Annotated in this window: 20 protein-coding genes; 6 read left to right on the forward strand and 14 right to left on the reverse strand. The window is 71.1% G+C overall.

Features of this window, described 5'->3' with window-relative positions:
• Window positions 1-35 precede the first annotated feature (35 nt).
• The 3 genes from rplT to infC form a co-directional block, all read right to left on the reverse strand.
• The gene (gene rplT / locus IEZ08_RS19895) at window positions 36-419 is read right to left on the reverse strand and encodes a 50S ribosomal protein L20 (protein ID WP_068924210.1); all 384 of its coding nucleotides are present in this window, start codon (window positions 417-419) and stop codon (window positions 36-38) included.
• A 22-nt stretch (window positions 420-441) separates the two neighbouring features.
• On the reverse strand, window positions 442-636 hold the full coding sequence (rpmI, locus tag IEZ08_RS19900) for a 50S ribosomal protein L35 (RefSeq protein WP_068924211.1): 195 nt from the start codon (window positions 634-636) through the stop codon (window positions 442-444).
• A 130-nt stretch (window positions 637-766) separates the two neighbouring features.
• On the reverse strand, window positions 767-1,387 hold the full coding sequence (gene infC / locus IEZ08_RS19905) for a translation initiation factor IF-3 (RefSeq protein ID WP_084781030.1): 621 nt from the start codon (window positions 1,385-1,387) through the stop codon (window positions 767-769).
• A 350-nt stretch (window positions 1,388-1,737) separates the two neighbouring features.
• On the opposite strand from infC, the gene IEZ08_RS19910 reads away from it, so the two are divergent.
• Both IEZ08_RS19910 and IEZ08_RS19915 read left to right on the forward strand, forming a co-directional pair.
• A complete protein-coding gene (locus tag IEZ08_RS19910) occupies window positions 1,738-2,151 on the forward strand; it encodes a PadR family transcriptional regulator (protein ID WP_229803314.1) in 414 nt (137 codons plus the stop codon).
• A 125-nt stretch (window positions 2,152-2,276) separates the two neighbouring features.
• Window positions 2,277-3,233, forward strand: a complete 957-nt coding sequence (locus IEZ08_RS19915; RefSeq protein ID WP_068924213.1) for a hypothetical protein — start codon at window positions 2,277-2,279, stop codon at window positions 3,231-3,233.
• On the opposite strand, the gene IEZ08_RS19920 is transcribed toward IEZ08_RS19915, so the two are convergent.
• The 8 genes from IEZ08_RS19920 to IEZ08_RS19955 all read right to left on the reverse strand — a co-directional run bounded on the left by IEZ08_RS19920 (window position 3,208) and on the right by IEZ08_RS19955 (window position 11,198).
• Window positions 3,208-4,038, reverse strand: a complete 831-nt coding sequence (locus tag IEZ08_RS19920; RefSeq protein WP_068924214.1) for a shikimate dehydrogenase — start codon at window positions 4,036-4,038, stop codon at window positions 3,208-3,210. The genes IEZ08_RS19915 and IEZ08_RS19920 overlap by 26 nt on opposite strands.
• A complete protein-coding gene (gene mltG / locus IEZ08_RS19925; protein ID WP_229803316.1) occupies window positions 4,035-5,180 on the reverse strand; it encodes an endolytic transglycosylase MltG in 1,146 nt (381 codons plus the stop codon). The genes IEZ08_RS19920 and mltG overlap by 4 nt, the downstream gene beginning before the upstream one ends.
• A 349-nt stretch (window positions 5,181-5,529) precedes the next feature.
• The gene (gene ruvX / locus IEZ08_RS19930) at window positions 5,530-5,988 is read right to left on the reverse strand and encodes a Holliday junction resolvase RuvX (RefSeq protein ID WP_189242658.1); all 459 of its coding nucleotides are present in this window, start codon (window positions 5,986-5,988) and stop codon (window positions 5,530-5,532) included.
• Between the two features lie 16 nt (window positions 5,989-6,004).
• Window positions 6,005-8,677, reverse strand: a complete 2,673-nt coding sequence (alaS, locus tag IEZ08_RS19935; RefSeq protein WP_189242659.1) for an alanine--tRNA ligase — start codon at window positions 8,675-8,677, stop codon at window positions 6,005-6,007.
• Window position 8,678: 1 nt separating this feature from the next.
• Entirely contained in the window at window positions 8,679-8,948 is a 270-nt protein-coding gene (locus tag IEZ08_RS19940; RefSeq protein ID WP_068924218.1) for a hypothetical protein, read from the reverse strand.
• Window positions 8,945-9,337: a DUF948 domain-containing protein gene (locus IEZ08_RS19945; protein ID WP_068924219.1), complete on the reverse strand. Its 393-nt coding sequence runs from the start codon at window positions 9,335-9,337 to the stop codon at window positions 8,945-8,947. Before IEZ08_RS19945 ends, IEZ08_RS19940 begins: the two co-directional genes overlap by 4 nt.
• A 42-nt stretch (window positions 9,338-9,379) precedes the next feature.
• On the reverse strand, window positions 9,380-10,714 hold the full coding sequence (locus tag IEZ08_RS19950) for a replication-associated recombination protein A (protein ID WP_068924220.1): 1,335 nt from the start codon (window positions 10,712-10,714) through the stop codon (window positions 9,380-9,382).
• Window positions 10,715-10,736: 22 nt separating this feature from the next.
• The gene (locus IEZ08_RS19955; RefSeq protein ID WP_189242660.1) at window positions 10,737-11,198 is read right to left on the reverse strand and encodes a DUF2231 domain-containing protein; all 462 of its coding nucleotides are present in this window, start codon (window positions 11,196-11,198) and stop codon (window positions 10,737-10,739) included.
• Between the two features lie 211 nt (window positions 11,199-11,409).
• Between IEZ08_RS19955 and IEZ08_RS19960 the strand changes: the two genes are divergently transcribed.
• Together IEZ08_RS19960 and IEZ08_RS19965 are read left to right on the forward strand one after the other, a co-directional pair.
• Window positions 11,410-12,300, forward strand: a complete 891-nt coding sequence (locus IEZ08_RS19960; RefSeq protein WP_189242661.1) for a peptidylprolyl isomerase — start codon at window positions 11,410-11,412, stop codon at window positions 12,298-12,300.
• A 178-nt stretch (window positions 12,301-12,478) separates the two neighbouring features.
• Window positions 12,479-13,768, forward strand: coding sequence for a cytochrome P450 family protein (locus tag IEZ08_RS19965; protein ID WP_189242662.1), 1,290 nt, complete (start codon window positions 12,479-12,481; stop codon window positions 13,766-13,768).
• An 82-nt stretch (window positions 13,769-13,850) separates the two neighbouring features.
• Here IEZ08_RS19965 and aspS read toward each other — a convergent pair whose 3' ends face one another.
• Genes aspS through IEZ08_RS19980 form a run of 3 tightly spaced genes read right to left on the reverse strand, consistent with a single transcriptional unit; the run spans window position 13,851 to window position 17,603 of the window.
• Entirely contained in the window at window positions 13,851-15,644 is a 1,794-nt protein-coding gene (gene aspS, locus IEZ08_RS19970; RefSeq protein WP_068924223.1) for an aspartate--tRNA ligase, read from the reverse strand.
• Window positions 15,641-16,903: a histidine--tRNA ligase gene (gene hisS, locus IEZ08_RS19975; protein WP_068924224.1), complete on the reverse strand. Its 1,263-nt coding sequence runs from the start codon at window positions 16,901-16,903 to the stop codon at window positions 15,641-15,643. The genes aspS and hisS overlap by 4 nt, the downstream gene beginning before the upstream one ends.
• A 4-nt stretch (window positions 16,904-16,907) precedes the next feature.
• A complete protein-coding gene (locus tag IEZ08_RS19980; protein WP_068924225.1) occupies window positions 16,908-17,603 on the reverse strand; it encodes an MBL fold metallo-hydrolase in 696 nt (231 codons plus the stop codon).
• Between the two features lie 147 nt (window positions 17,604-17,750).
• Between IEZ08_RS19980 and IEZ08_RS19985 the strand changes: the two genes are divergently transcribed.
• Window positions 17,751-18,605, forward strand: coding sequence for a peptidylprolyl isomerase (locus IEZ08_RS19985; RefSeq protein ID WP_068924226.1), 855 nt, complete (start codon window positions 17,751-17,753; stop codon window positions 18,603-18,605).
• A 74-nt stretch (window positions 18,606-18,679) separates the two neighbouring features.
• Window positions 18,680-19,909 (forward strand): DUF349 domain-containing protein, encoded by a 1,230-nt coding sequence (locus tag IEZ08_RS19990; protein WP_189242663.1) that lies wholly within the window; start codon window positions 18,680-18,682, stop codon window positions 19,907-19,909.
• Window positions 19,910-19,954 lie beyond the last annotated feature (45 nt).

Below are 19,954 nucleotides of genomic sequence, written 5' to 3' on the forward strand. Positions count from 1 at the left end.
AACCGGATCAGCCCGGCGCGACTGAGGCGCGCTGGTTACTGAGCGACCGGCGCGTTCACGTTCGCCGGGAGGGCCTTCTTGGCGGCCTCGACCAGCGTCGCGAACGTCGCGGCGTCGTTGACCGCGAGGTCGGCGAGGATCTTGCGGTCCACGTGGATCTCCGCGAGGCGCAGACCCTGGATGAGCCGGTTGTAGGTGATGCCGTTCTGGCGGGCAGCGGCGTTGATGCGCTGGATCCAGAGACGGCGGAAGGTGCCCTTGCGGTCCTTGCGGTCGCGGTAGGCGTAGGTCATCGAGTGGAGCATCTGCTCCTTGGCCTTGCGGTACAGACGCGACCGCTGCCCCCGGTAACCGCTCGCCCGCTCGAGAACGACCCTGCGCTTCTTCTTGGCGTTGATCGCCCGCTTCACGCGTGCCATGTGTATCTATCTCCCCGGGTCGTTACTTAGCGAGCAGCTTCTTGATCTTCTTGGTGTCGGCGTCGGAGAGCACGACCTCGGGCTTGAGACGACGCGTCAAGGTGGAGGACTTCCACTCGTTGTAGTGCGCGCGGTTGGCGCGGCGGCGCTTGATCTTGCCGGTGCCGGTGAGCCGGAACCGCTTCTTCGCACCACTGTGCGTCTTCATCTTCGGCATCTGAGCCGTCTCTCCCTCGATCGTGCCGATGCCCCGGGCCGGTAACCCGAGTCAAGGGCATGCCTGACTGCGAGACCGGACCCGGTCTCGGATTCATCTCGCGACTGCCTGAGCGTTCAGGCTATGCGAGTCACTCCTGCGGAGCGGACGCCTCGGACACCTCGGGCGCCTCGGTCACCTCCGCGGGCTCCTCGTCTCGTCGCGCCTTGGCCGCGGCCTTCTCGGCCTTGGCCTCGGCCTTCTTCTTGTGCGGGCCGATCACCATGATCATGTTTCGGCCGTCCTGCTTGGGCTGGGACTCCACGAAGCCGAGCTCCGTGACGTCCTCCGCCAGCCGCTGCAGGAGCCGGAATCCCAGCTCGGGCCGGGACTGCTCCCGCCCGCGGAACATGATCGTGACCTTGACCTTGTCTCCCGCCTTGAGGAACCGCACCACGTGACCCTTCTTGGTCTCGTAGTCGTGCGGGTCGATCTTCGGCCGGAGCTTGATCTCCTTGATGATCGTGTATGCCTGGTTGCGGCGCGCCTCGCGTGCCTTCATGGCGGACTCGTACTTGAACTTGCCGTAGTCCATGAGCTTGCACACGGGCGGGCGAGCCGTGGCCGCGACCTCCACGAGGTCGAGGTCGGCCTCCTGAGCCAGCTTCAGAGCATCGCCGATGGAGACGATGCCCACCTGTTCGCCGTTCGGGCCGACGAGGCGCACCTCGGGCACACGAATACGGTCGTTGATGCGGGGCTCGGCGCTGATGGGGCCTCCTAGGTTGCGATCCGCTGCCGCCCTGCGGGGCGGCTGCCACGTGCTCGATCGTGCCGGGAGGTCACGCCTGGCGCATCCGCGTGCCGGATGCCGAACGCAAATTGCCCCGCACGTCGCGCATGCGGGGCCACACGAGCTCACGAACCCGAAGCCGTAAGCTCCCCGGTTTCACCCGGGGTGATCCTTGACCTGCCGGCCTCGCGGCCGACCAGGTGGGAGAAGACCTCCGCTTGCGCGTCCAGCAGGCATGCCGGACCGATCGATTAGCTACGTTACCACAACGCGGCGCGACCTCAGAATCTTCCCTTCCTATATACAGACGATCGATATATAAAGAAGACATGAGTGACCGATCGATGCAGGAGCCGACCTTCCTCATCCTCACCGCCCTCGCCGCGGGGCCACAGCACGGCTACGGGATGATCACCGACGTCCAGGAGATCTCCGGCGGCCGGGTACGGCTGCGCGCGGGCACCCTCTACGCGGCCCTGGACCGGCTCCAGGCCGAGCACCTCATCGCCGTCGACCGGGAGGAGATCGTGGACGGCCGCGTCCGCCGCTACTACCGGCTGACCGAGGAGGGCGGCACCCGGCTGGCCGCCGAGGCCGAGCGCCTGCGCCGGAACGCCGAGGCCGCCACCACCCGCCTGCGCGCCCGCCTCGCCGGAGGCGCGCTGTCCGGCCATGCCCTCCGCAACCGCCCGCTCGGCGGGGAGACCCCGTTCCACCGCGGTCTCGCGGGAGGTACGGCGTGAGCGGGCGGGACGAGCGAGCCGGTGGGCACAGCAGTGCAGCCAACGCGACCGGCGGAGGGGGCGGCGCGGGCGAGCGGGCCGGCGGGCACCGCGGCATCGCGGACGCGGTCGGCGGAGGAGGCAGTGTGAGAGCGCTCGAGGGCCGTTACCGCAGGCTGCTGGCCTGGTACCCCGCGGACCACCGGGCACGCCACGAGGAGGAGATGCTCGGGGTGCTCCTGGCCGGGGCCGATCCGGGCCGCAGGCTCCCGGACCCGCGCGACGTCTTCGACCTCCTCCGCGGCGCGGTCGTCATCCGCGCCCAGCGGCTTCTCGGGCCCGAGTCGTCCGCTCACTGGCGCGACGCGCTGAACGTCGCCGCGGTCATCGCTCCGATCTTCTTTCTCGTCCTCGCCACCAGCCCCATCGCCATCACGCCGTTCATCGGAGGAGAGGCGTCCCTGCGCGACCACCTGCTCGCCCTCGGCCTGGTGGTCCTGCCGGACGCGCTCATCCTCCTGCTGGTGCTGCGCGGGCCGCGCCGGGCGGCGGTGGCCTGGGCGTGGATATGGGGCCTCAGCGGGCCCGTCCTGACCTACTACGGGTCCGCGGCCCTGTTCGGGTGGGGAGCCGTCGCGGCGGAGCCGCTCGATCTCTCCTCCGTCGTCTCCCCGTACCTGCCGGGCGTCCTCACCGCCGTGCTGATAACCCTCGCCTCCCGCCCGGCCGAGGGCGTGGACCTGGTGGGACGCGGCGCCCTGATCCGCTGGACGACCGTCTCCGCCCTGGCGCTGGCGGTGACGACCGTCATCTGGAACGCGTTCATGGTCGACTTCTTCATCGAGCAGATGGCCGTCCCGGCCCTGGTCGCCATGGCCTGCGGGGCCGGCTGCCGCACCCCGGTGGGCCGGCGCGCCGTCGTGCTCCTGCTCCCGATCATCCTGACGGTCGCGGGTCAGCAGGTCTTCGCGCAGATCCAGATGCGGGGCTGGCCGCCCTTCCTGCTGGAGGTGCTCCTGGTGGCCGTCATCTTCACCGTGGCCAGGCGCGGCTTCAAGCCGTACGGCTCCGGGACGGTCAGCTCACCCGACCGGATCGCCTGAGGATCTCGGCCTCCCCGGCCGCGCGCATCGCCTCGACGGGGACGTCGGTCCGGCCGGTCATCAGCTCGACCTGCCGGACCGCCTGGTGCAGCAGCATCGGGAACCCGCCGATCACGGTGCCGCCCGCCCGCTCCACTGCCGCGGCCAGGCGGGTGGGCCAGGGGGCGTAGACCACGTCGAAGACCGCGGGCACCCGGCCCGCCACCGTCCCGGCGAGGCCGTCGGCCGCGCCGGAGGGCAGTGTCGAGACGAGGAGGTCGACGTCCAGGGCGGTGTCGAGCTTGTCGAAGGTCCGCGTCTCCAGCGCGATCCCCAGCCGCTCGGCCACCTCGGCGGTCTCCCCCGCCCTGGCCGGGTCGCGGACCACCAGGGTCGCCCCGCCCAGGCCCAGCTCGCGCAGGGCGGCCAGGGTGGAGGCCGCCGTGGCGCCGCCGCCGAGGACCGTCGCCGAGCGGGGCGCGGCCACTCCGGCCTCGGCCAGCGCCCGGACGATGCCGTACACGTCGGTGTTGTCGCCGTACCGGGCCCCGTCGCGGAAGACCACGGTGTTGGCCCCGCCCACCTCGACGGCGAGCTCGGAGACCTCGTCGAGCAGCGGCAGCACGGCCCGCTTGAGCGGCATGGTCAGCGAGAGCCCGGCCCACCCGGGGCCGAGCCCGTCCAGCAGCGCCGCAAGCCCCGCCTCGTCGCACTCGATCGCCTCGTAGCTCCAGCCGTCCAGACCGAGCCCCGCGTAGGCGGCCCGGTGCAGGTACGGCGAGAGCGAGTGGGCGATGGGGGATCCGAGAACCGCGGCCCGCGTCATCCGTTTCCTTGCCTCTGCTGGCCCTGGTTCCGCTCGAACTCGGCCTTGATCTTCAAGAAGTCGTCTTCGGTGGAGACGAACTTGGTGATGCCCCGCTCCGGATCGGTGGTCACGAACCAGCGCCAGTCGCCCTCGGTGGGGTTGAGCGCGGCCTGGATGGCGTGGTCACCGGGGTTGGCGATCGGTCCGGGCGGCAGCCCGAGCCGCCGGTAGGTGTTGTAGGGGGAGTCGCTCTCGATGTCGGCGTTGGAGGCGGCGATGCCGTACTTGTTCAGCGCGTAGAAGATCGTGCTGTCCATCTCCAGCTTCTGGTCCACCTTGAGCCGGTTGTAGATGACACGGGCGATCTTGCCCATGTCGTCGACGTTGCCGGCCTCGGCCTGCACGATGCTGGCGATGGTCATGATCTCGTGCGGGGTGCGGCCCATCTCCTTGGCCCCGGCCACCAGCCGCTCCTTCTCGGCGGTCTGGTTGAAGCGGTCGACCATCGCGGTGAGGATGTCGGCGGCCGACATCTTGGGCGTGATGTCGTAGGTGGCGGGGAAGGCGTAGCCCTCCAGTCTGCCCTTGGCGTAGGAGGGCAGGCCCAGCGCCTCGGCGTCCTTGGCCGCCTGCTGGAACTCCTTCAGCGGCTTGCCCGTCGCCTTGGCCAGGGTGACCAGGGTGTCGGACAGGCGCAGTCCCTCCTTGAGGGTGACCCGGTCCACCATCTGCTTGCTCGGGTCGAGCAGTTCGACGGCCGCGGCGCCGGACATCTGCTTGCGCAGTTCGTAGACACCGGGCTGGAACGAGGCGCTCTTGCCCGCGGCCTCGGCCGCGTCGGTGAACGCGCGGGCGCTCTTGACCACGCCCTGCTCCTCCAGGGTCTGCCCGATGGCGGCGCTGCTCTGTCCCTGCTTGATCTCCACCAGGACCTTACCGGTGCCCTGCCCGGTGTAGTCCTCGACGGTCATCGCGTCGCGCAACCACGTGTAGCCGTAGTAGCCGCCTCCGCCGAGACCGCCGACCAGGATGATGACCGCCAGCAGAGGGGCCAGGAAGCCGCCCTTGTTGCGCCGTCGCTTCCGGCGCCGGCCACGGCCCGCGCGGGAGCCGCGCGGCGAGCGACCATCGTCGCTGTCCGCGCCAACGAGGAAATCCATGTCGAGATCGTTCATAGCTGCGCTGGCCAATCTCCCGGCACGGGCGACCCGGCGTCAAGCAAGTGTGCCAAACCATGGGGAACCACCGAGCTAAATGTACCCATCGGCCGGGCACCTTCCCTCGGTGTCCCGGCAGGTGCCGCCACGCACGCTGGGACGGGGGGTGTTCCGCCGGGCATCAACACGCTCCAGCGAATCTGTTCAGCTCTTCCCGGTATCTCACGAACTCACTCTCTTTGTCAGTGAATTTCGTGATTCTATGCTCTGGGCTGGTCACGACAAACCTGACCTGTCATCTTCCGCATGGCTCACGGCCCTGGCGAGGACCGGCCCGAGGACGTCGCGAATCTCACGGCGTGAGGCCGACGGGACTCCCCGGTCGCCTGCCGGTGGCGCGCTCGGCGTCCAGGGCGGCCTGGAGCAGCACGACCGCCGCCGCCTGGTCGACCACGCCGCGCTGGTTCTTCGCCTTCACCCCGCTGGCCCGCAGGCCCTGCTGGGCGGTGACCGTGGTGAGCCGCTCGTCGAACAGCCGCACCGGGACCGGATCGAGCCGCGCGGCGATCTTGGCCGCGAAGTCGCGGGCCAGTCCGGCCGCCTGTCCCTCGCGGCCGGACAGGGAGGTCGGCAGGCCGACCACGACCTCGATCACCTCGTGCTCGGCCGCGATCCCGGCGATCCGGTCCAGATCGCCCTTGCCCCGCCGTACGGTCTCCACCGGCGTGGCCAGCAGCCCCGAGGGGTCGCTGCGGGCCACGCCGATGCGGACCGAGCCGACGTCGACGCCGAGGCGCACGCCGTTCCTCATCGCCGGGTCCTCACCGTCAGGACAGCGCCTGGGCGATCGCCTGCTCGACGGCGCCGAGGGCGTCGCCGATCGCCTCGGGACGGGCGCCGCCGCCCTGGGCGATGTCGTCCTTGCCGCCACCGCCGCCGCCGAGGGCCTTGGCGGCCACGCCGACCAGGCTGCCCGCCTTCAGGCCGCGCGTGCGCCCGGCGTCGTTGACCACGGCGACGACGACCGGCCGGTCGGCGGGGACGCCGGCGACCACGACCACCGCGGCGCGGTCGGCGGGGAAGCGCCCGCGCACGTCGAGGGCGAGCTTGCGCAGGTCGTCGGCGGAGGTGCCGTCGGGCGCGCGGTGCGTCACGGCGGAGACGCCGTGCACGTCGCGGGCGCCCGCGGCCAGCTCGCCGGCGACGGCGAGAACCTGGGCCGAGCGGAGCCGCTCCAGTTCCTTCTCGGCGGTGCGCAGCCGGGTGACGATGCCCTCGATGCGCTCGGGCAGCTCCTCCCGGCGGGCCTTGAGCTGCTCGGACAGCTGGGCGACGAGCACGCTCTCACGGGCCAGGAAGCGGAAGGCGTCCAGGCCGACCAGGGCCTCCACCCGGCGCACGCCGGCGCCGATCGAGGACTCGCCCAGCACCTTGACCAGGCCGAGCTGGCCGGAGTTGCTGACGTGGGTGCCGCCGCACAGTTCGCGGGAGTAGTCGCCCACCTCGACGATGCGGACCACGTCGCCGTACTTCTCGCCGAACAGGGCCAGCGCGCCCATCGCCCGGGCCTCGGCCTGGGAGGTGTGGAAGGCGTTGACCTGGAGGTCGTTGATCAGGACGGCGTTGACCTCGTCCTCGACGTCGCGCAGCACGCTGGGCGGCACGGCGCCGGCGGAGGTGAAGTCGAAGCGGAAGCGGCCGGGCGAGTTCTCCGAGCCGGCCTGGGCCGCCGTCTCGCCCAGCGCGTTGCGGAAGCCGCGGTGCACCAGGTGGGTGGCGGTGTGGCTGCGGGAGATGGCGCGGCGGCGCTCGACGTCGATCTCGGCCTCGGCCTGGTCGCCCACCCGGATCTCACCGGCGCGGACCTTGCCGCGGTGCACGATGACGCCGGCCACCGGGGACTGCACGTCCACGATCTCGACCTCGGCCCCGGAGGTGCGGATGACGCCCTGGTCGGCGAGCTGGCCGCCGCCCTCGGCGTAGAAGGGGGTACGGCCCAGCACGACCTCGACCATGCTCCCGGCGCCCGCCGCCGGGACCGGGGCGCCGTCGGCGAGCAGGCCGATGACCTCCGTCTCGGCGGTCACCTGGTCGTAGCCGAGGAACTCGACCTTGCCGGCCTTCTCCAGGATCTGCCCGAAGACCGAGATGTCGGCGTTGCCGGTCTTCTTGGCGGCGGCGTCGGCCTTGGCCCGGTCGCGCTGCTCCTTCATCAGCCGGCGGAAGCCCTCCTCGTCGACCTTCAGGCCCTGCTCGGAGGCCATCTCCAGGGTCAGGTCGATCGGGAAGCCGTAGGTGTCGTGGAGCTGGAACGCCTGCTCGCCGGCCAGCACGTTCCGGCCCTTGCGCTTGGTCTCCTCCACGGCCACGTCGAAGATCGCGGTGCCGGTGCGCAGGGTGCCGAGGAAGGACGCCTCCTCGGCGTCGACGACCCCGTGGATCTGCGGGGCGTCGGCCTTGAGCTCGGGGTACAGCTCGCCCATCACGTCGATCGCGACGGCGGTCAGTTCGTGCATGTAGCGCTCCTCGCCGGAGCCCAGCAGGCGCAGGTTCCGGATCGAGCGGCGCAGGATGCGGCGGAGCACGTAGCCCCGGCCCTCGTTGCCGGGCAGCACGCCGTCGGCGACCAGCATGGTGCTGGTGCGGACGTGGTCGGCGACCACGCGCAGGCTGACGTCGGAGCGCTCGTCGCGGCCGTAGCGGGTCTTGGTGAGCTCGGCGGCGCGGTCAAGGATCTTGTAGGTGGTGTCGATCTCGTAGATGTTGTCGACGCCCTGCAGGATCGCGGCCATGCGCTCCAGGCCCATGCCGGTGTCGACGCTCTTGGCGGGCAGCTCGCCGACGACGTCGAAGTCGGTCTTGCTGCGGACCGTGCCGAGCTGGAACTGCATGAAGACGTTGTTCCACACCTCGAGGTAGCGGTTCTCGTCGGCGACGGGACCGCCCTCGCGGCCGTACTCCGGGCCGCGGTCGTAGTAGATCTCGGTGCACGGCCCGCCCGGCCCGGGCACGCCCATGTGCCAGTAGTTGTCGGCCAGGCCGCGGCGCTGGATGCGCTCCAGCGGCATCCCGGCCCGCCGGTGCCAGATCTCGGCGGCCTCGTCGTCGTCGTGGAAGACGGTGACCCAGAGCCGCTCCTCCGGGAAGCCGAAGCCGCCGTCGGCCTCGGAGGTGGTCAGCAGTTCCCAGGCGAACGGGATCGCCTGGTCCTTGAAGTAGTCGCCGAAGGAGAAGTTGCCGAGCATCTGGAAGAAGGTGGCGTGCCGGGTGGTCTTGCCGACCTCGTCGATGTCCGGGGTGCGCACGCACTTCTGCACGCTGGCGGCCCGCTTGTAGGGGGGCTTGCGCTGACCCAGGAAGTAGGGCTTGAAGGGGACCATGCCCGCGGGGACCAGGAGCAGCGTCGGGTCCTCGGCGATCAGGCTGGCCGAGGGCACGACGGTGTGCCCACGCTCCTCGAAGAAGCGCAGGAAGCGGCGGGCGATCTCTGCCGACTCCATGTCAGCGGCCATCCTTTACGTCGTAGTGATAGGTGTTTTCCACGGTGGTGTCTTCCACAGTGTCGAGCCCGAAGCGGGCCCGCAACTCGGTTTCCCGCCTGGCGGCGACCTCCCGCGCGTCCCCCGCGATGTCCCTGGCCTGCTCCAGCAGACCGGAGGCGTTGCGGACGGCGCGGCGCGCCACGTGGTTGGGGTGCAGGGCCTGGAGTTTACGCATGACCCACACGGCCCCGAAGGCCCCCAGGCCCATGTAGAACAGTCTGCGGATCATCGCCGCCGCCTCTCCAGCGCGCGGGGCTGCGGCCGGCCCCGGCCGCGGGCGCCGATGGCCTGCCGGAGTCCGTGGCCGAGCGCCGCGACCTTGATGAGCGGGCGGGTGACCAGCGCCTGGGTGACGTCGCTGACCTTGGCCGCGTGCCCGCTGACCCGCTTGACGTCGCGGATGACGGCCTCGACCTCGACGAGCTGGCGGTTGGCCTCGCCGACGGTGAGCGCGACCTCCTCCAGCAGGGGCACCACCCGGCCGTTCAGCTCGGTGACCGCCTTGGTGGTCTCGGTGAGCAACCGGGACAGCTTGAGCAGGACCACGATCAGGAAGCAGACAAGGACCACACAGGCCACGGCCGCGATCAGTCCGGCGACCTCTCCAGCGGTAAGCACGCGCCGACTCTCCCTACCTCACCCGCCCAGAACGGCACGACCCTATCGCGTCTTGCCGTCTTCTCCCGGCACGCCGCGGAGGAACGCCCGGATCCTGGCCCACCGGTCGGCGAAAGCCGCCTCGGCCCCGTGCCTGGTGGGCTGGTAGTAGCGGCGGTCGCGGAGCGTGCCGGGAATGTAGTCCTGACGGACCAGTCCGTGCTCGAAGTCGTGGGGGTACTTGTAGCCCTTGCCGTGGCCGAGCTTCCTCGCCCCGGCGTAGTGGGCGTCGCGCAGGTGGCCGGGGACCTGGCCGATGTCGCCGCGCCGCACGTCCGCCGCGGCCGCGTCGATGGCGCTGATCACCGCGTTGGACTTGGGGGCCAGCGCGCAGTGGATGACCGCCTGGGCGAGGTTGAGCCGCCCCTCGGGCAGGCCGATGAGCTCCACCGCCTGGGCCGCGGCCACCGCGACCTGCAGGCAGGTCGGGTCGGCCATGCCGACGTCCTCGGAGGCGAAGATCATGATCCGGCGGGCGATGAACCGGGGGTCCTCGCCCGCCTCGATCATCCGGGCCAGGTAGTGCAGGGCCGCGTCGGCGTCGGAACCGCGCATGCTCTTGATGAAACCGCTGATCACGTCGTAGTGCTGGTCGCCCTGGCGGTCGTAGCGCACGGCCGCCTTGTCCACCGCCCGCTCCACCACCTCCACGGTGACCTCGCCGTCGGCGATCAGCGCGGCGGCCTCCAGGTAGGTCAGCGACCGGCGGGCGTCCCCGCCCGCCAGCCGGACGAGGTGCCCGGTCGCCTCCGGCGTCAGCCGGACCCTCCCGTCCAGGCCGCGGGGGTCGGCGACGGCGCGTTCCAGCACCGTCCGGACGTCGTCGTCGGAGAGCGGCTCCAGCGTGAGCAGAAGGGAGCGCGACAGCAGCGGCGAGATGACGGAGAAGAACGGGTTCTCCGTGGTGGCCCCGATGAAGGTGACCCAGCGGTTCTCCACGGCGGGCAGCAGGGCGTCCTGCTGCGCCTTGTTGAAGCGGTGCACCTCGTCGACGAACAGCACCGTCTGGCGGCCGGACATGCCCAGCTCGCGCCGGGCCTGCTCGATGGCCGCGCGGACCTCCTTGACGCCCGCGGAGACCGCGGAGACCTCGACGAAACGGCGCCTGGTCACCCCCGCCACGACGTAGGCGAGGGTGGTCTTGCCGGTGCCCGGAGGCCCCCACAGGAACAGCGACATCGGAGCCTCGGCCTCGACGAGCCGCCGCAGCGGCGTCCCCGGCCCCAGCAGGTGGCGCTGGCCGATGACCTCGTCCAGGGATCTCGGACGCATCCGGACCGCGAGGGGCTCCTGGCCGCGGTGGGCCTCCTCCGCCGCCGAGTCGAACAGGCTGTCCACCCCCCGACAGTACCGTCACCGGCTAGTCCGCCCAGACCGCCACGGCCCCGCTGTGACCGGCCCGGGCCACGTAGTACCCGGCGGCCACGGCCAGGACGACGGTGAGCGCCGAGACGGCCAGGACCACCGGGCGGCCGAACCGGTCGCCGCGGGTGACGTAGACCAGTCCCAGCGCGGCCAGCCCCAGCCCGGCCACGACCAGCGTCAGCGGCGTGCCGAAGCTCTCGTGCTCGGCGATGCGCTCTCCCAGCTGCCCCGAGGCGGAGGAGAACCGGCCCTCCTTGAACGCGATGCCGCTCTGCCGGGCCGCCAGGGTGGCGAGGGGCGCGACCACGGCGAGTCCCAGAACCGCCCAGGTCGTCGCGGCGCGCGTCCGCGGAGCCAGAGCGTAGACCGCCGCCAGGACCGCGAGCAGAGGTATCAGGACCACGGCCGAATGGGTGATCAGGGGATGGGCGGGAAGGCCGAGAAACTCTTCGAACATGGTGTTGCTCCGGTCGTGCGTAGTTCGTGGTCACCGAGTACGCATCTCACCACGCAGAGGTTCCGGAAGATGTAAAGAGATCCAGCGTTTTCCCTCCCATCACGTGTGTAGGCATGTGGCAGATTCCGCCACTTACATCCATCACACTCCAGTGCCGGTACGCTTTCGCCGGGTTAACAGTCATAGAACGGCGATCCTGGAGGACATAGCGGTGAGCGGCGAAGACCGCCAGAGTCAGCTGGCACGGGAGCACAAGGAACGGCAGATCCAGCGTGCGCAGCAGGCCGGCAAGGCGAAGCGGAACACCTTCATCGGAGCCGGCGCCGCCGTGGCCGTCGTGGCCGGCGGTGTGATCGCCGCGACGACCCTCCTCGGAGGCAGCAGCGGCGCCACGAACGAGGCGGCCGCCACGCCGACCCCGTCCGCGTCGGAGAGCCCGAGCACGCAGCCGAGCCCCAGCACCCCGCTCAACGCCGGTGCCGTCACCTGCGAGTACCGCGAGGACACCAGCGGCTCCCCCGCCAAGAAGGTCGGCTACCCGCCGAAGAAGCCGAACCTGAAGCTGAAGACCATGACGATCACCACCAACCACGGTGACATCGTGATCGACCTGGCGACCGAGGCGGCCCCCTGTTCCGTCAACTCCATGGCCTTCCTGGCCAAGAAGAACTTCTTCGACAACACCAGGTGCCACCGCCTGGCCACCCCCGAGAACGCGGGGCTGGGACTCCTGCAGTGCGGTGACCCGCAGGCCAAGGCCGACGGCAAGAACCCCACCGACGGGCAGGGCAGCTCGGGTTACGTGTTCAACGACGAGAACCTGGGAGGCCTGTCGTACGGCAGGGGCACGGTCGCGCTGGCCCAGCCCGGCGACGCGAGCAACCAGAACGGCAGCCAGTTCTGGATCTCCTACCACGAGGAGACCGCCCAGCTCGACGCGGCGGCGGCCTACACGCCCATCGGCACCGTCTCCAAGGGCATGGAGATCATCGACAAGATCGCCGCGGGCGGGTGGATCACCAACCCCGACGACATCACCGGCGACGGCGGCTCCAACGCCCCCAAGATCCCGGTCATCATCAAGGACGTCAAGCTCTCCTGAGGCGTCCCGGGCCCGCTCCCGGCACGGGCCCGGCTCCCGGCACGGGCCCGCGAGGACGGGACGCACGCGGGCGGGGCGCCTCCATCCTGTGATCTCGGTCACATCGTGTCGATCACCGCCCGCAGGAGATCAAGCTGTAGGGGCAAGGCACGCGATCCGACTCACGGAGGAGACGCCCATGCCCGACCCGACCGCCAGGCCCGGCCCGGACACCGGCGACGGACATGCCGCCGAGCACGACCCGGTCTCCGGAAACGCACCGGCTCCCGGGAAACTGCCGATCGAGTTCCTGCTCGCCCCGGAGTTCGTCCGGGACCCGTACGCCCAGTACGCCGGGCTGCGCGACGCGGGGCCGGTCCACCCGGTGGACTTCCCCCCGGGGATGTCGTCCTTCCTGGTCATCGACCACGAGCACGGCCGGGCGGCGCTGAGCGACCCCCGGCTGGCCAAGAACCTGCAGCACGGATCCGCCCTCCTGCAGGAACTGGCCGGCGCCAATCCCGCGTTCGCCGACAACATGCTCTCCAGCGATCCGCCGAACCACACCCGGCTGCGCCGCCTGGTCTCCAGGGCGTTCACTCCGCGCCGGGTCGAGAGCCTGCGGCCCCGGGTCCAGGAGATCACCGACCGGCTGGTCGACCGGATGGAGGGCAGGGGGCGGGCCGACCTCCTCGACGACTTCGCCTTCCCGCTGCCGGTCACCGTGATCTGCGAGCTGCTGGGCGTGCCCGCCGAGGACCGCGACGACTTCCGCGTCTGGTCGGCCACCCTCGTCGTCCCGTCGCTCGACGAGGAGGCCGTCAAGCGCCGCGACGAGGTGAGCGGCGCCATCCAGACCTGCTTCTCCCGGCTCATCGCCGAACGCCGGGCCGCGCCCAGGGACGACATGGTCAGCGCGCTGGCCGCCCCGCGCGACGGGGACGAGACGCTGACCGAGCCCGAGCTGATCGCCATGCTCACGCTGCTGCTCATCGCCGGTCACGAGACCACGGCCAACCTCATCGGCAACGGCATGCTGGCCCTGCTGACCCACCCCGACCAGCTCCGGCTCCTGCGGGAGCGGCCCGGCCTGATCCCGGACGCCGTCGAGGAGTTCCTCCGCTACGACGGGCCGCTGGAGCGCGCCACCCTCCGCTTCGCCACCGAGGACCTCCGGATCGCAGGCGTCCCCATCCCGGCGGACAGCCTGGTCCACGTCTCGCTCGGCGCGGCCGGGCGCGACCCCGCGGCGTTCGACGATCCGGACAGGCTGGACGTCACCCGGCCCCCCGGCCAGCACATGGCCTTCGGCCACGGCGTCCACTTCTGCCTGGGCGCCCCGCTGGCCCGCATGGAGGCCCACATCGCCTTCGAGACGCTGCTGCGCCGCCTGCCGGGCATCGCGCTCGACTGCGCCCCCGAGGAGCTCTCCTGGCGCGGACAGGCCTCGTTCATCCGCGGCCTGAACGCGCTCCCGGTCCGCTTCTGACACCGGCGGGCCTCGCCCTCACATGCCGGTGCCCCGGCGGGCGGCGTGCCCGCCGGGGCACCGGCATGCGGACGGATCAGGCTCAGGCGGGCTGGGCCGCCTCGGTCTGCTGCCCCGTCTCCTTCGGCCCCGTCTCCTTCGGCCGGGCGTCCACGCCCGCCTCCTTGCGCTGCTCGGAGGTGATCGGGGTGGGCGCGCCGGTCAGCGGGTCGAAGCCGGAGGCCGTCTTCGGGAAGGCGATGACGTCGCGGATCGAGTCGCCGCCCGCCAGCAGCATGCAGATGCGGTCCCAGCCGTAGGCGATGCCGCCGTGCGGCGGCGGGCCGTACTTGAACGCCTCCAGCAGGAAGCCGAACTTGCTCTCGGCCTCCTCCTTGGAGATGCCGAGCACGTCGAAGACGCGCTGCTGCATCTCGGCGCGGTGGATACGGATCGAGCCGCCGCCGATCTCCATGCCGTTGCAGACCATGTCGTAGGCGTAGGCCAGGGCCTCGCCGGGGTTGTCCTGGAAGGTGTCGGCCCACTCGGGCTTGGGACCGGTGAACGGGTGGTGCACCGCGGTCCAGCCGATCTGGGTGCCGGCGTCGTCGAGCACGGGCTCGAACATCGGCGCGTCGACGACCCACAGGAAGCTCCACTGCGACTCGTCGATCAGGCCGCAGCGCCGGCCGATCTCCAGGCGGGCCGCGCCGAGCAGGTCGCGGGAGGCGGCGACCGCACCGGCCGCGAAGAAGATCGCGTCACCGGGCTCGGCGCCCGCCTTGGCCGCCAGACCGGCGGTCTCGGTCTCCGACAGGTTCTTGGCCACCGGGCCGCCGAGCGTGCCGTCCTCGCCGACCAGCACGTAGGCCAGGCCCCGGGCGCCGCGCGACTTGGCCCACTCCTGCCAGCCGTCCAGCTCCTTACGGGTCTGGGAGGCGCCGCCCGGCATGACCACGGCGCCGACGTACGGCGCCTGGAAGACGCGGAAGGTGGTGTCGGCGAAGAACCCGGTCATGTCGACGAGCTCCTGGCCGAAGCGCAGGTCCGGCTTGTCGGAACCGTAGCGGGCCATGGCGTCGGCGTAGGTCATCCGGGGCAGCGGCAGCGGGATCTCGTAGCCGAGGATCTCCTTCCAGACCCGCCCGATCAGCGCCTCGCCGACGGCGATGACGTCCTCCTGGTCCACGAAGGACATCTCAAGGTCGATCTGGGTGAACTCCGGCTGCCGGTCGGCGCGCAGGTCCTCGTCGCGGTAGCACTTGGCCAGCTGGTAGTAGCGCTCCAGCCCGGCGACCTGCAGCAGCTGCTTGAACAGCTGCGGAGACTGGGGCAGGGCGTACCAGTTGCCGGGCTGCAGGCGGACCGGGACCAGGAAGTCGCGGGCGCCCTCGGGGGTGGAGCGGGTCAGCGTCGGCGTCTCGACGTAGACGAACCCGTGCTCGTTCAGCACCTCGTTGGCGAGGTAGGTGGCCTTGGAGCGGATCCGCATGGCCTGGGCGACCTGCTGGCGGCGGATGTCGAGGTAGCGGTACTTCAGCCGGGCCTCTTCGGAGATGCCCGCGGCGCCTTCGATCGGGAACGGCAGCGGGGCCGACTCGCTGAGCACCTCGACCTCGGAGGCGACGACCTCGATCTCACCGGTGGGCAGATCGGGGTTCTCGTTGCCCGCGGGGCGGACCCGCACCTCCCCGACGACCTTGACGCAGTACTCGGCGCGCAGGCCGTGCGCGTCGTCCTCCTCGCGGAAGACCACCTGGGCCGTGCCGGAGGCGTCACGCAGGTCGATGAAGACCACGCCACCGTGGTCGCGGCGGCGCGCCACCCATCCGGCCAGCGTTACCTGCTCACCCGCGTGCTCCTTGCGGAGCGAACCGGCGGTGTGCGTGCGGATCACGAGAACTTCCCCTTCAGAATGTCGGCGACCTCGGCCAACGGCACCTCGGTCTGCTCTGCGGTGGTCAGGTCTTTCAGCTGTACGGCCTGGGCCGCCAGGTCGCGCTCGCCCAGGACCAGCGCGTAGCGGGCACCGGAGCGGCCGGCGCCCTTCATGGCCCCCTTGAGGCCCTTGGCTCCGAACGACATGTCGGCGGTGAGGCCCGCCCGGCGCAGCTCGGTGACGAGGAGGAACATCCGGCGGCGTGCCTCCTCGCCCAGCGGGACACCGTACACCTGCACACGTTCCCCGGCGGACTCGTCCGCAAGCAGGCCCTCGGCCTCCATCGCCAGGAGCGTCCGGTCCACGCCGAGCGCCCAGCCGACGCTCGGCAGCGACGGACCGCCGATCATCTCGCTCAGCCCGTCGTAGCGCCCGCCGCCGCCGACCGCGGACTGCGAGCCCAGCCCGTCGTGGACGAACTCGAAGGTGGTTCGCGTGTAGTAGTCGAGACCGCGCACCAGGCGCGGGTCGTCGGTGAAGGCGACGCCCGAGGCGGTCAGCAGCGAGCGGACCTCCTCGTGGTAGGCCTTGCACGCCCCGCACAGGTGGTCGACGACCATCGGCGCGCCGGCCAGCTGGGCCTGCACCTCCGGGCGCTTGTCGTCCAGCACGCGCAACGGATTGATCTCGATCCGGGCCCGGGTGGCCTCGTCGAGGTCGAGCGCGCGCAGGAACTCCTGGAGCGCGGCCCGGTAGCCGGGCCGGCACTCCTTGCAGCCCAGCGTGTTGACCAGCAGCCGGACCCCGGTCAGGCCCAGCCCGGCGTAGCCGTCGGCGGCCAGCAGGATCAGCTCGGCGTCCAGCGCCGGATCCTCGGCGCCGAGGGCCTCGGCGCCGACCTGCCAGAAGTGGCGGTAGCGGCCCTTCTGCGCGCGCTCGTAGCGGAACTGACTCCCGGAGTACCACAGCTTGACGGGCAGCTGCCCGTTGTGCAGGCCGTGCTGGAGGACGGCCCGCACGACCGACGCGGTGCCCTCGGGACGCAGCGTGATGGAGCGCCCGCCCTTGTCGGTGAAGGTGTACATCTCCTTGGAGACGATGTCGGTCGACTCCCCCACGCCGCGTGCGAACAGCGCGGTGTCCTCGAAGACCGGTGTCTCGACGTAGCCGTAGCCCGCGCGGCGGGCGGGGGCGGCCAGCGCCTCCCGTATGGCGAGGACCCGCTCGGAGCGCGGCGGGATCCAGTCGAAGGTGCCCTTGGGCGCCTGGAAGCTCATGTCTCTAAAGTCCCCTGCCGGGACCGGCGTGGGGAGCCGCCTCCGCGAGATACGGGTTGGTGGCGCGCTCCCGGCCGATCGTGGTCTGTGGTCCGTGGCCGGGCAGGACCACCGTGTCGTCCGGCAGCGGCAGGCACTTGACGGCCAGGCTGCGCAGGATCGTCGGGTAGTCGCCGCCCGGGAGGTCTGTGCGGCCGATGGAGCCGGCGAACAGCAGGTCGCCCGAGAACATCACGTCCGGGATCTCGTCCGTACCGGGCAACCTGAACGTCACCGACCCCCTGGTATGGCCGGGAGTGTGGTCGACCGTGAGCTCCATGCCCGCCAGCCTCAGCACCTCGCCGTCGGCGAGCTCCCGCACGTCGTCGGGCTCGGTGAAGGTGAGCCCGCCGAACAGCTGCTGCCGGGTCGTCAGCGACAGCCCCTTGCCCGGGTCGGACAGCAGGTCGCGGTCTTCGGGATGGATCCAGGCCGGCACGTCGCGCGCGCCGCAGACCGGGGCGACCGACCACATGTGATCGATGTGACCGTGGGTGACCAGCACCGCGACCGGCTTGAGCCGATGCTCCCGCAGCAGGTCGTCCAGGTCGCCGACGGCGTTCTGCCCTGGATCGACGATGACGCACTCCTCACCCGCGGCGGGAGCGACGACATAGCAGTTGGCCTGGAAGGACCCTGCGGGAAACCCTGCGATGAGCATCTGCCTCAGCTGATCTCGTCAAGAATGCGGATGAGAATGTAACCGAAGGGTACCGGTGCGGGTCGGCGGGCTGCGAATCATCGCGCTCTGGCCGATACGATTCGCCCACCTCAATATGAATACTCCGGCACTCGGGAGGGCGAAGCGGTGAGCGGCAAGGACCGCCAGAAGCAACTGGCGCGCGAGCACTACGAGCGGCAGATGCAGCGACGTATGGAGCGCGAGACCAAGGCCAAGAAGACCGCGATCATCGGCAGCACCGTGGGCACCGTGGTGGTGATCGGCGGCATCGTCGCCGCGATCGCCCTGCTCGGAGGCTCCGGCGACCCCGCCCCGACGGACGCCGCAGCCACCCCAGCGCCGAGCGAGAGCGCCGCGGCCGGGCCCGAGCCCACCGCCTTCGACAAGGCCTCCGGCAGCTGCGGCTACGTGCCCGCCACCGAGGGCGGCGAGGCCAAGAACGTCGGCATGCCCCCGGCCAAGGTCGATCTCTCCCCCAAGACGATGACGCTGAAGACCAACCAGGGCGACATCGTCATCAAGCTGGACGCCGAGAAGACCCCGTGCACGGTCGGGTCCTTCGCGTTCCTCGCCTCGAAGGACTACTTCGACGGCTCCAAGTGCCACCGCCTGGGTTCCGACCAGTTCCCGGTCCTGCAGTGCGGCGACCCGCTGGCCAAGGCCGACGGCAAGGGCCAGACCGACGGGCAGGGCGGCCCCGGCTACCGCTTCGTGGACGAGAACCTCGAGGGCGCCAAGTACAGCCGCGGCGTGGTCGCCATGGCCAACAGCGGTCCCAACACCAACGGCAGCCAGTTCTTCATCGTGTACGGTGACGCCGCACTGGGCCCGAACTACACGCCGTTCGGTACGGTTACCAAGGGTCTGGAGATCGTCGACGAGGTGAACAAGGGCGGTGTCATCACCCCGGGACCCGACGGTACCGGTGCCCCGAAGAAAACCGTCGAGATCAAAGACGTGACAATGTCCGCCAAGAGCTGACGTAATACAACCAGGCATATGGACCCGGGGCCGGACGGTCCCGGAAAGGCGACAGGAAAGTGCGGGAGGACACGGTGAGCACCGACCCGTGGGGCCGGGTAGACGACGACGGCACCGTCTACGTGCGTACGGCTGAGGGAGAGCGGGCCGTCGGGTCCTGGCAGGCCGGCGAGCCGGAAGAGGCGCTCGCCTACTTCCGCCGCAAGTTCGACGAGCTGGCCGGGCAGGTCACGCTGCTGGAGCAGCGGGTGCGCGGCACGGACCTGCCTCCCGCTCAGGCCGAGGCCACCATCGTCAAGCTCCGCGAGGCGATCACCGACGCGCACGCGGTCGGCGATCTCGACGCGCTGCTGAAGCGGCTGGACAGCCTGTCGGAGCTGGTCTCCCAGCGCCGGGAGGAGGCCAAGGCCGCCCGTGACGTGGCGCGGGCCGAGGCCAAGGGCATCAAGGAGCGCATCGTCGCCGAGGCCGAGTCGGTGGCCGAGTCCACCACCCACTGGAAGACCGGCGGGGAGCGCCTGCGTCAGCTGGTGGAGGAGTGGAAGGCCGCCGAGCGGATCGACCGGACCACCGAGGCGGCGCTGTGGAAGCGGCTGTCGGCGGCCCGTACGGCCTTCGCCAAGCGGCGCAAGGCCTACTTCGCGGGCCTGGACGAGCAGCGCGAGGGTGTGCGCGCCACCAAGGAGCGCATCGTGGCGGAGGCGGAGGCCCTGGCCTCCTCCACCGACTGGGGCCTGACCGCCTCGGCCTACCGGGAGCTGATGCGCCAGTGGAAGGCCGCCGGCCGGGCCGCCCGCGACGTCGAGGACGAGCTCTGGGCCCGGTTCAAGGGCGCCCAGGACCAGTTCTTCCAGGCCCGCTCGGCGGTCTTCGCCGAGCGTGACGCCTCGCTGGCGGCCAACGCCGAGGTCAAGGAGCAGCTGCTGGCCGAGGCGGAGAAGATCCTCCCCGTCACCGACGCCCGCACCGCCCGGGCCGCCCTGCGCGGCATCCTGGAACGCTGGGAGGAGGCCGGTCCGGTCCCCCGGGAGCAGCGCGACCGTCTGGAGGGCGGGCTGCGCAAGGTGGACGACGCGGTCCGCAAGGCCGAGGAGACGGAGTGGAAGCGCTCCAACCCCGAGGCCCGCGCCCGCGCCCAGAACACGGTGGACCAGCTCCGCAGGTCCATCGAGCAGCTGGAGGCCCGCCTGGCCAAGGCCCGCGCCGCCGGCCGGGACAAGGACGCCAAGGACGCCGAGGAGGCCCTGACCGCCCGCCGTTCCTGGCTGGAGGAGGCCGAGCGCACGCTCGCCGAGTTCTCCTGACCGTCCCGGGCCTGCCCGCCGTACCACGGGGAACCCCCGCGATCA

This window comes from Planobispora rosea (assembly GCF_014648175.1).
Classification (GTDB): domain Bacteria; phylum Actinomycetota; class Actinomycetes; order Streptosporangiales; family Streptosporangiaceae; genus Planobispora; species Planobispora rosea.

Coding starts and splice junctions, on each gene's coding strand:
- mltG (WP_229803316.1), bottom strand. CDS start 5,180: ATGGATTTCCTCGTTGGCGCGGACAGCGACGATGGTCGCTCGCCGCGC.
- hisS (WP_068924224.1), bottom strand. CDS start 16,903: ATGAGCTTCCAGGCGCCCAAGGGCACCTTCGACTGGATCCCGCCGCGC.
- IEZ08_RS19955 (WP_189242660.1), bottom strand. CDS start 11,198: ATGTTCGAAGAGTTTCTCGGCCTTCCCGCCCATCCCCTGATCACCCAT.
- rpmI (WP_068924211.1), bottom strand. CDS start 636: ATGCCGAAGATGAAGACGCACAGTGGTGCGAAGAAGCGGTTCCGGCTC.
- IEZ08_RS19980 (WP_068924225.1), bottom strand. CDS start 17,603: ATGCTCATCGCAGGGTTTCCCGCAGGGTCCTTCCAGGCCAACTGCTAT.
- alaS (WP_189242659.1), bottom strand. CDS start 8,677: ATGGAGTCGGCAGAGATCGCCCGCCGCTTCCTGCGCTTCTTCGAGGAG.
- IEZ08_RS19910 (WP_229803314.1), top strand. CDS start 1,738: ATGAGTGACCGATCGATGCAGGAGCCGACCTTCCTCATCCTCACCGCC.
- ruvX (WP_189242658.1), bottom strand. CDS start 5,988: ATGAGGAACGGCGTGCGCCTCGGCGTCGACGTCGGCTCGGTCCGCATC.
- IEZ08_RS19940 (WP_068924218.1), bottom strand. CDS start 8,948: ATGATCCGCAGACTGTTCTACATGGGCCTGGGGGCCTTCGGGGCCGTG.
- IEZ08_RS19920 (WP_068924214.1), bottom strand. CDS start 4,038: ATGACGCGGGCCGCGGTTCTCGGATCCCCCATCGCCCACTCGCTCTCG.
- IEZ08_RS19965 (WP_189242662.1), top strand. CDS start 12,479: ATGCCCGACCCGACCGCCAGGCCCGGCCCGGACACCGGCGACGGACAT.
- rplT (WP_068924210.1), bottom strand. CDS start 419: ATGGCACGCGTGAAGCGGGCGATCAACGCCAAGAAGAAGCGCAGGGTC.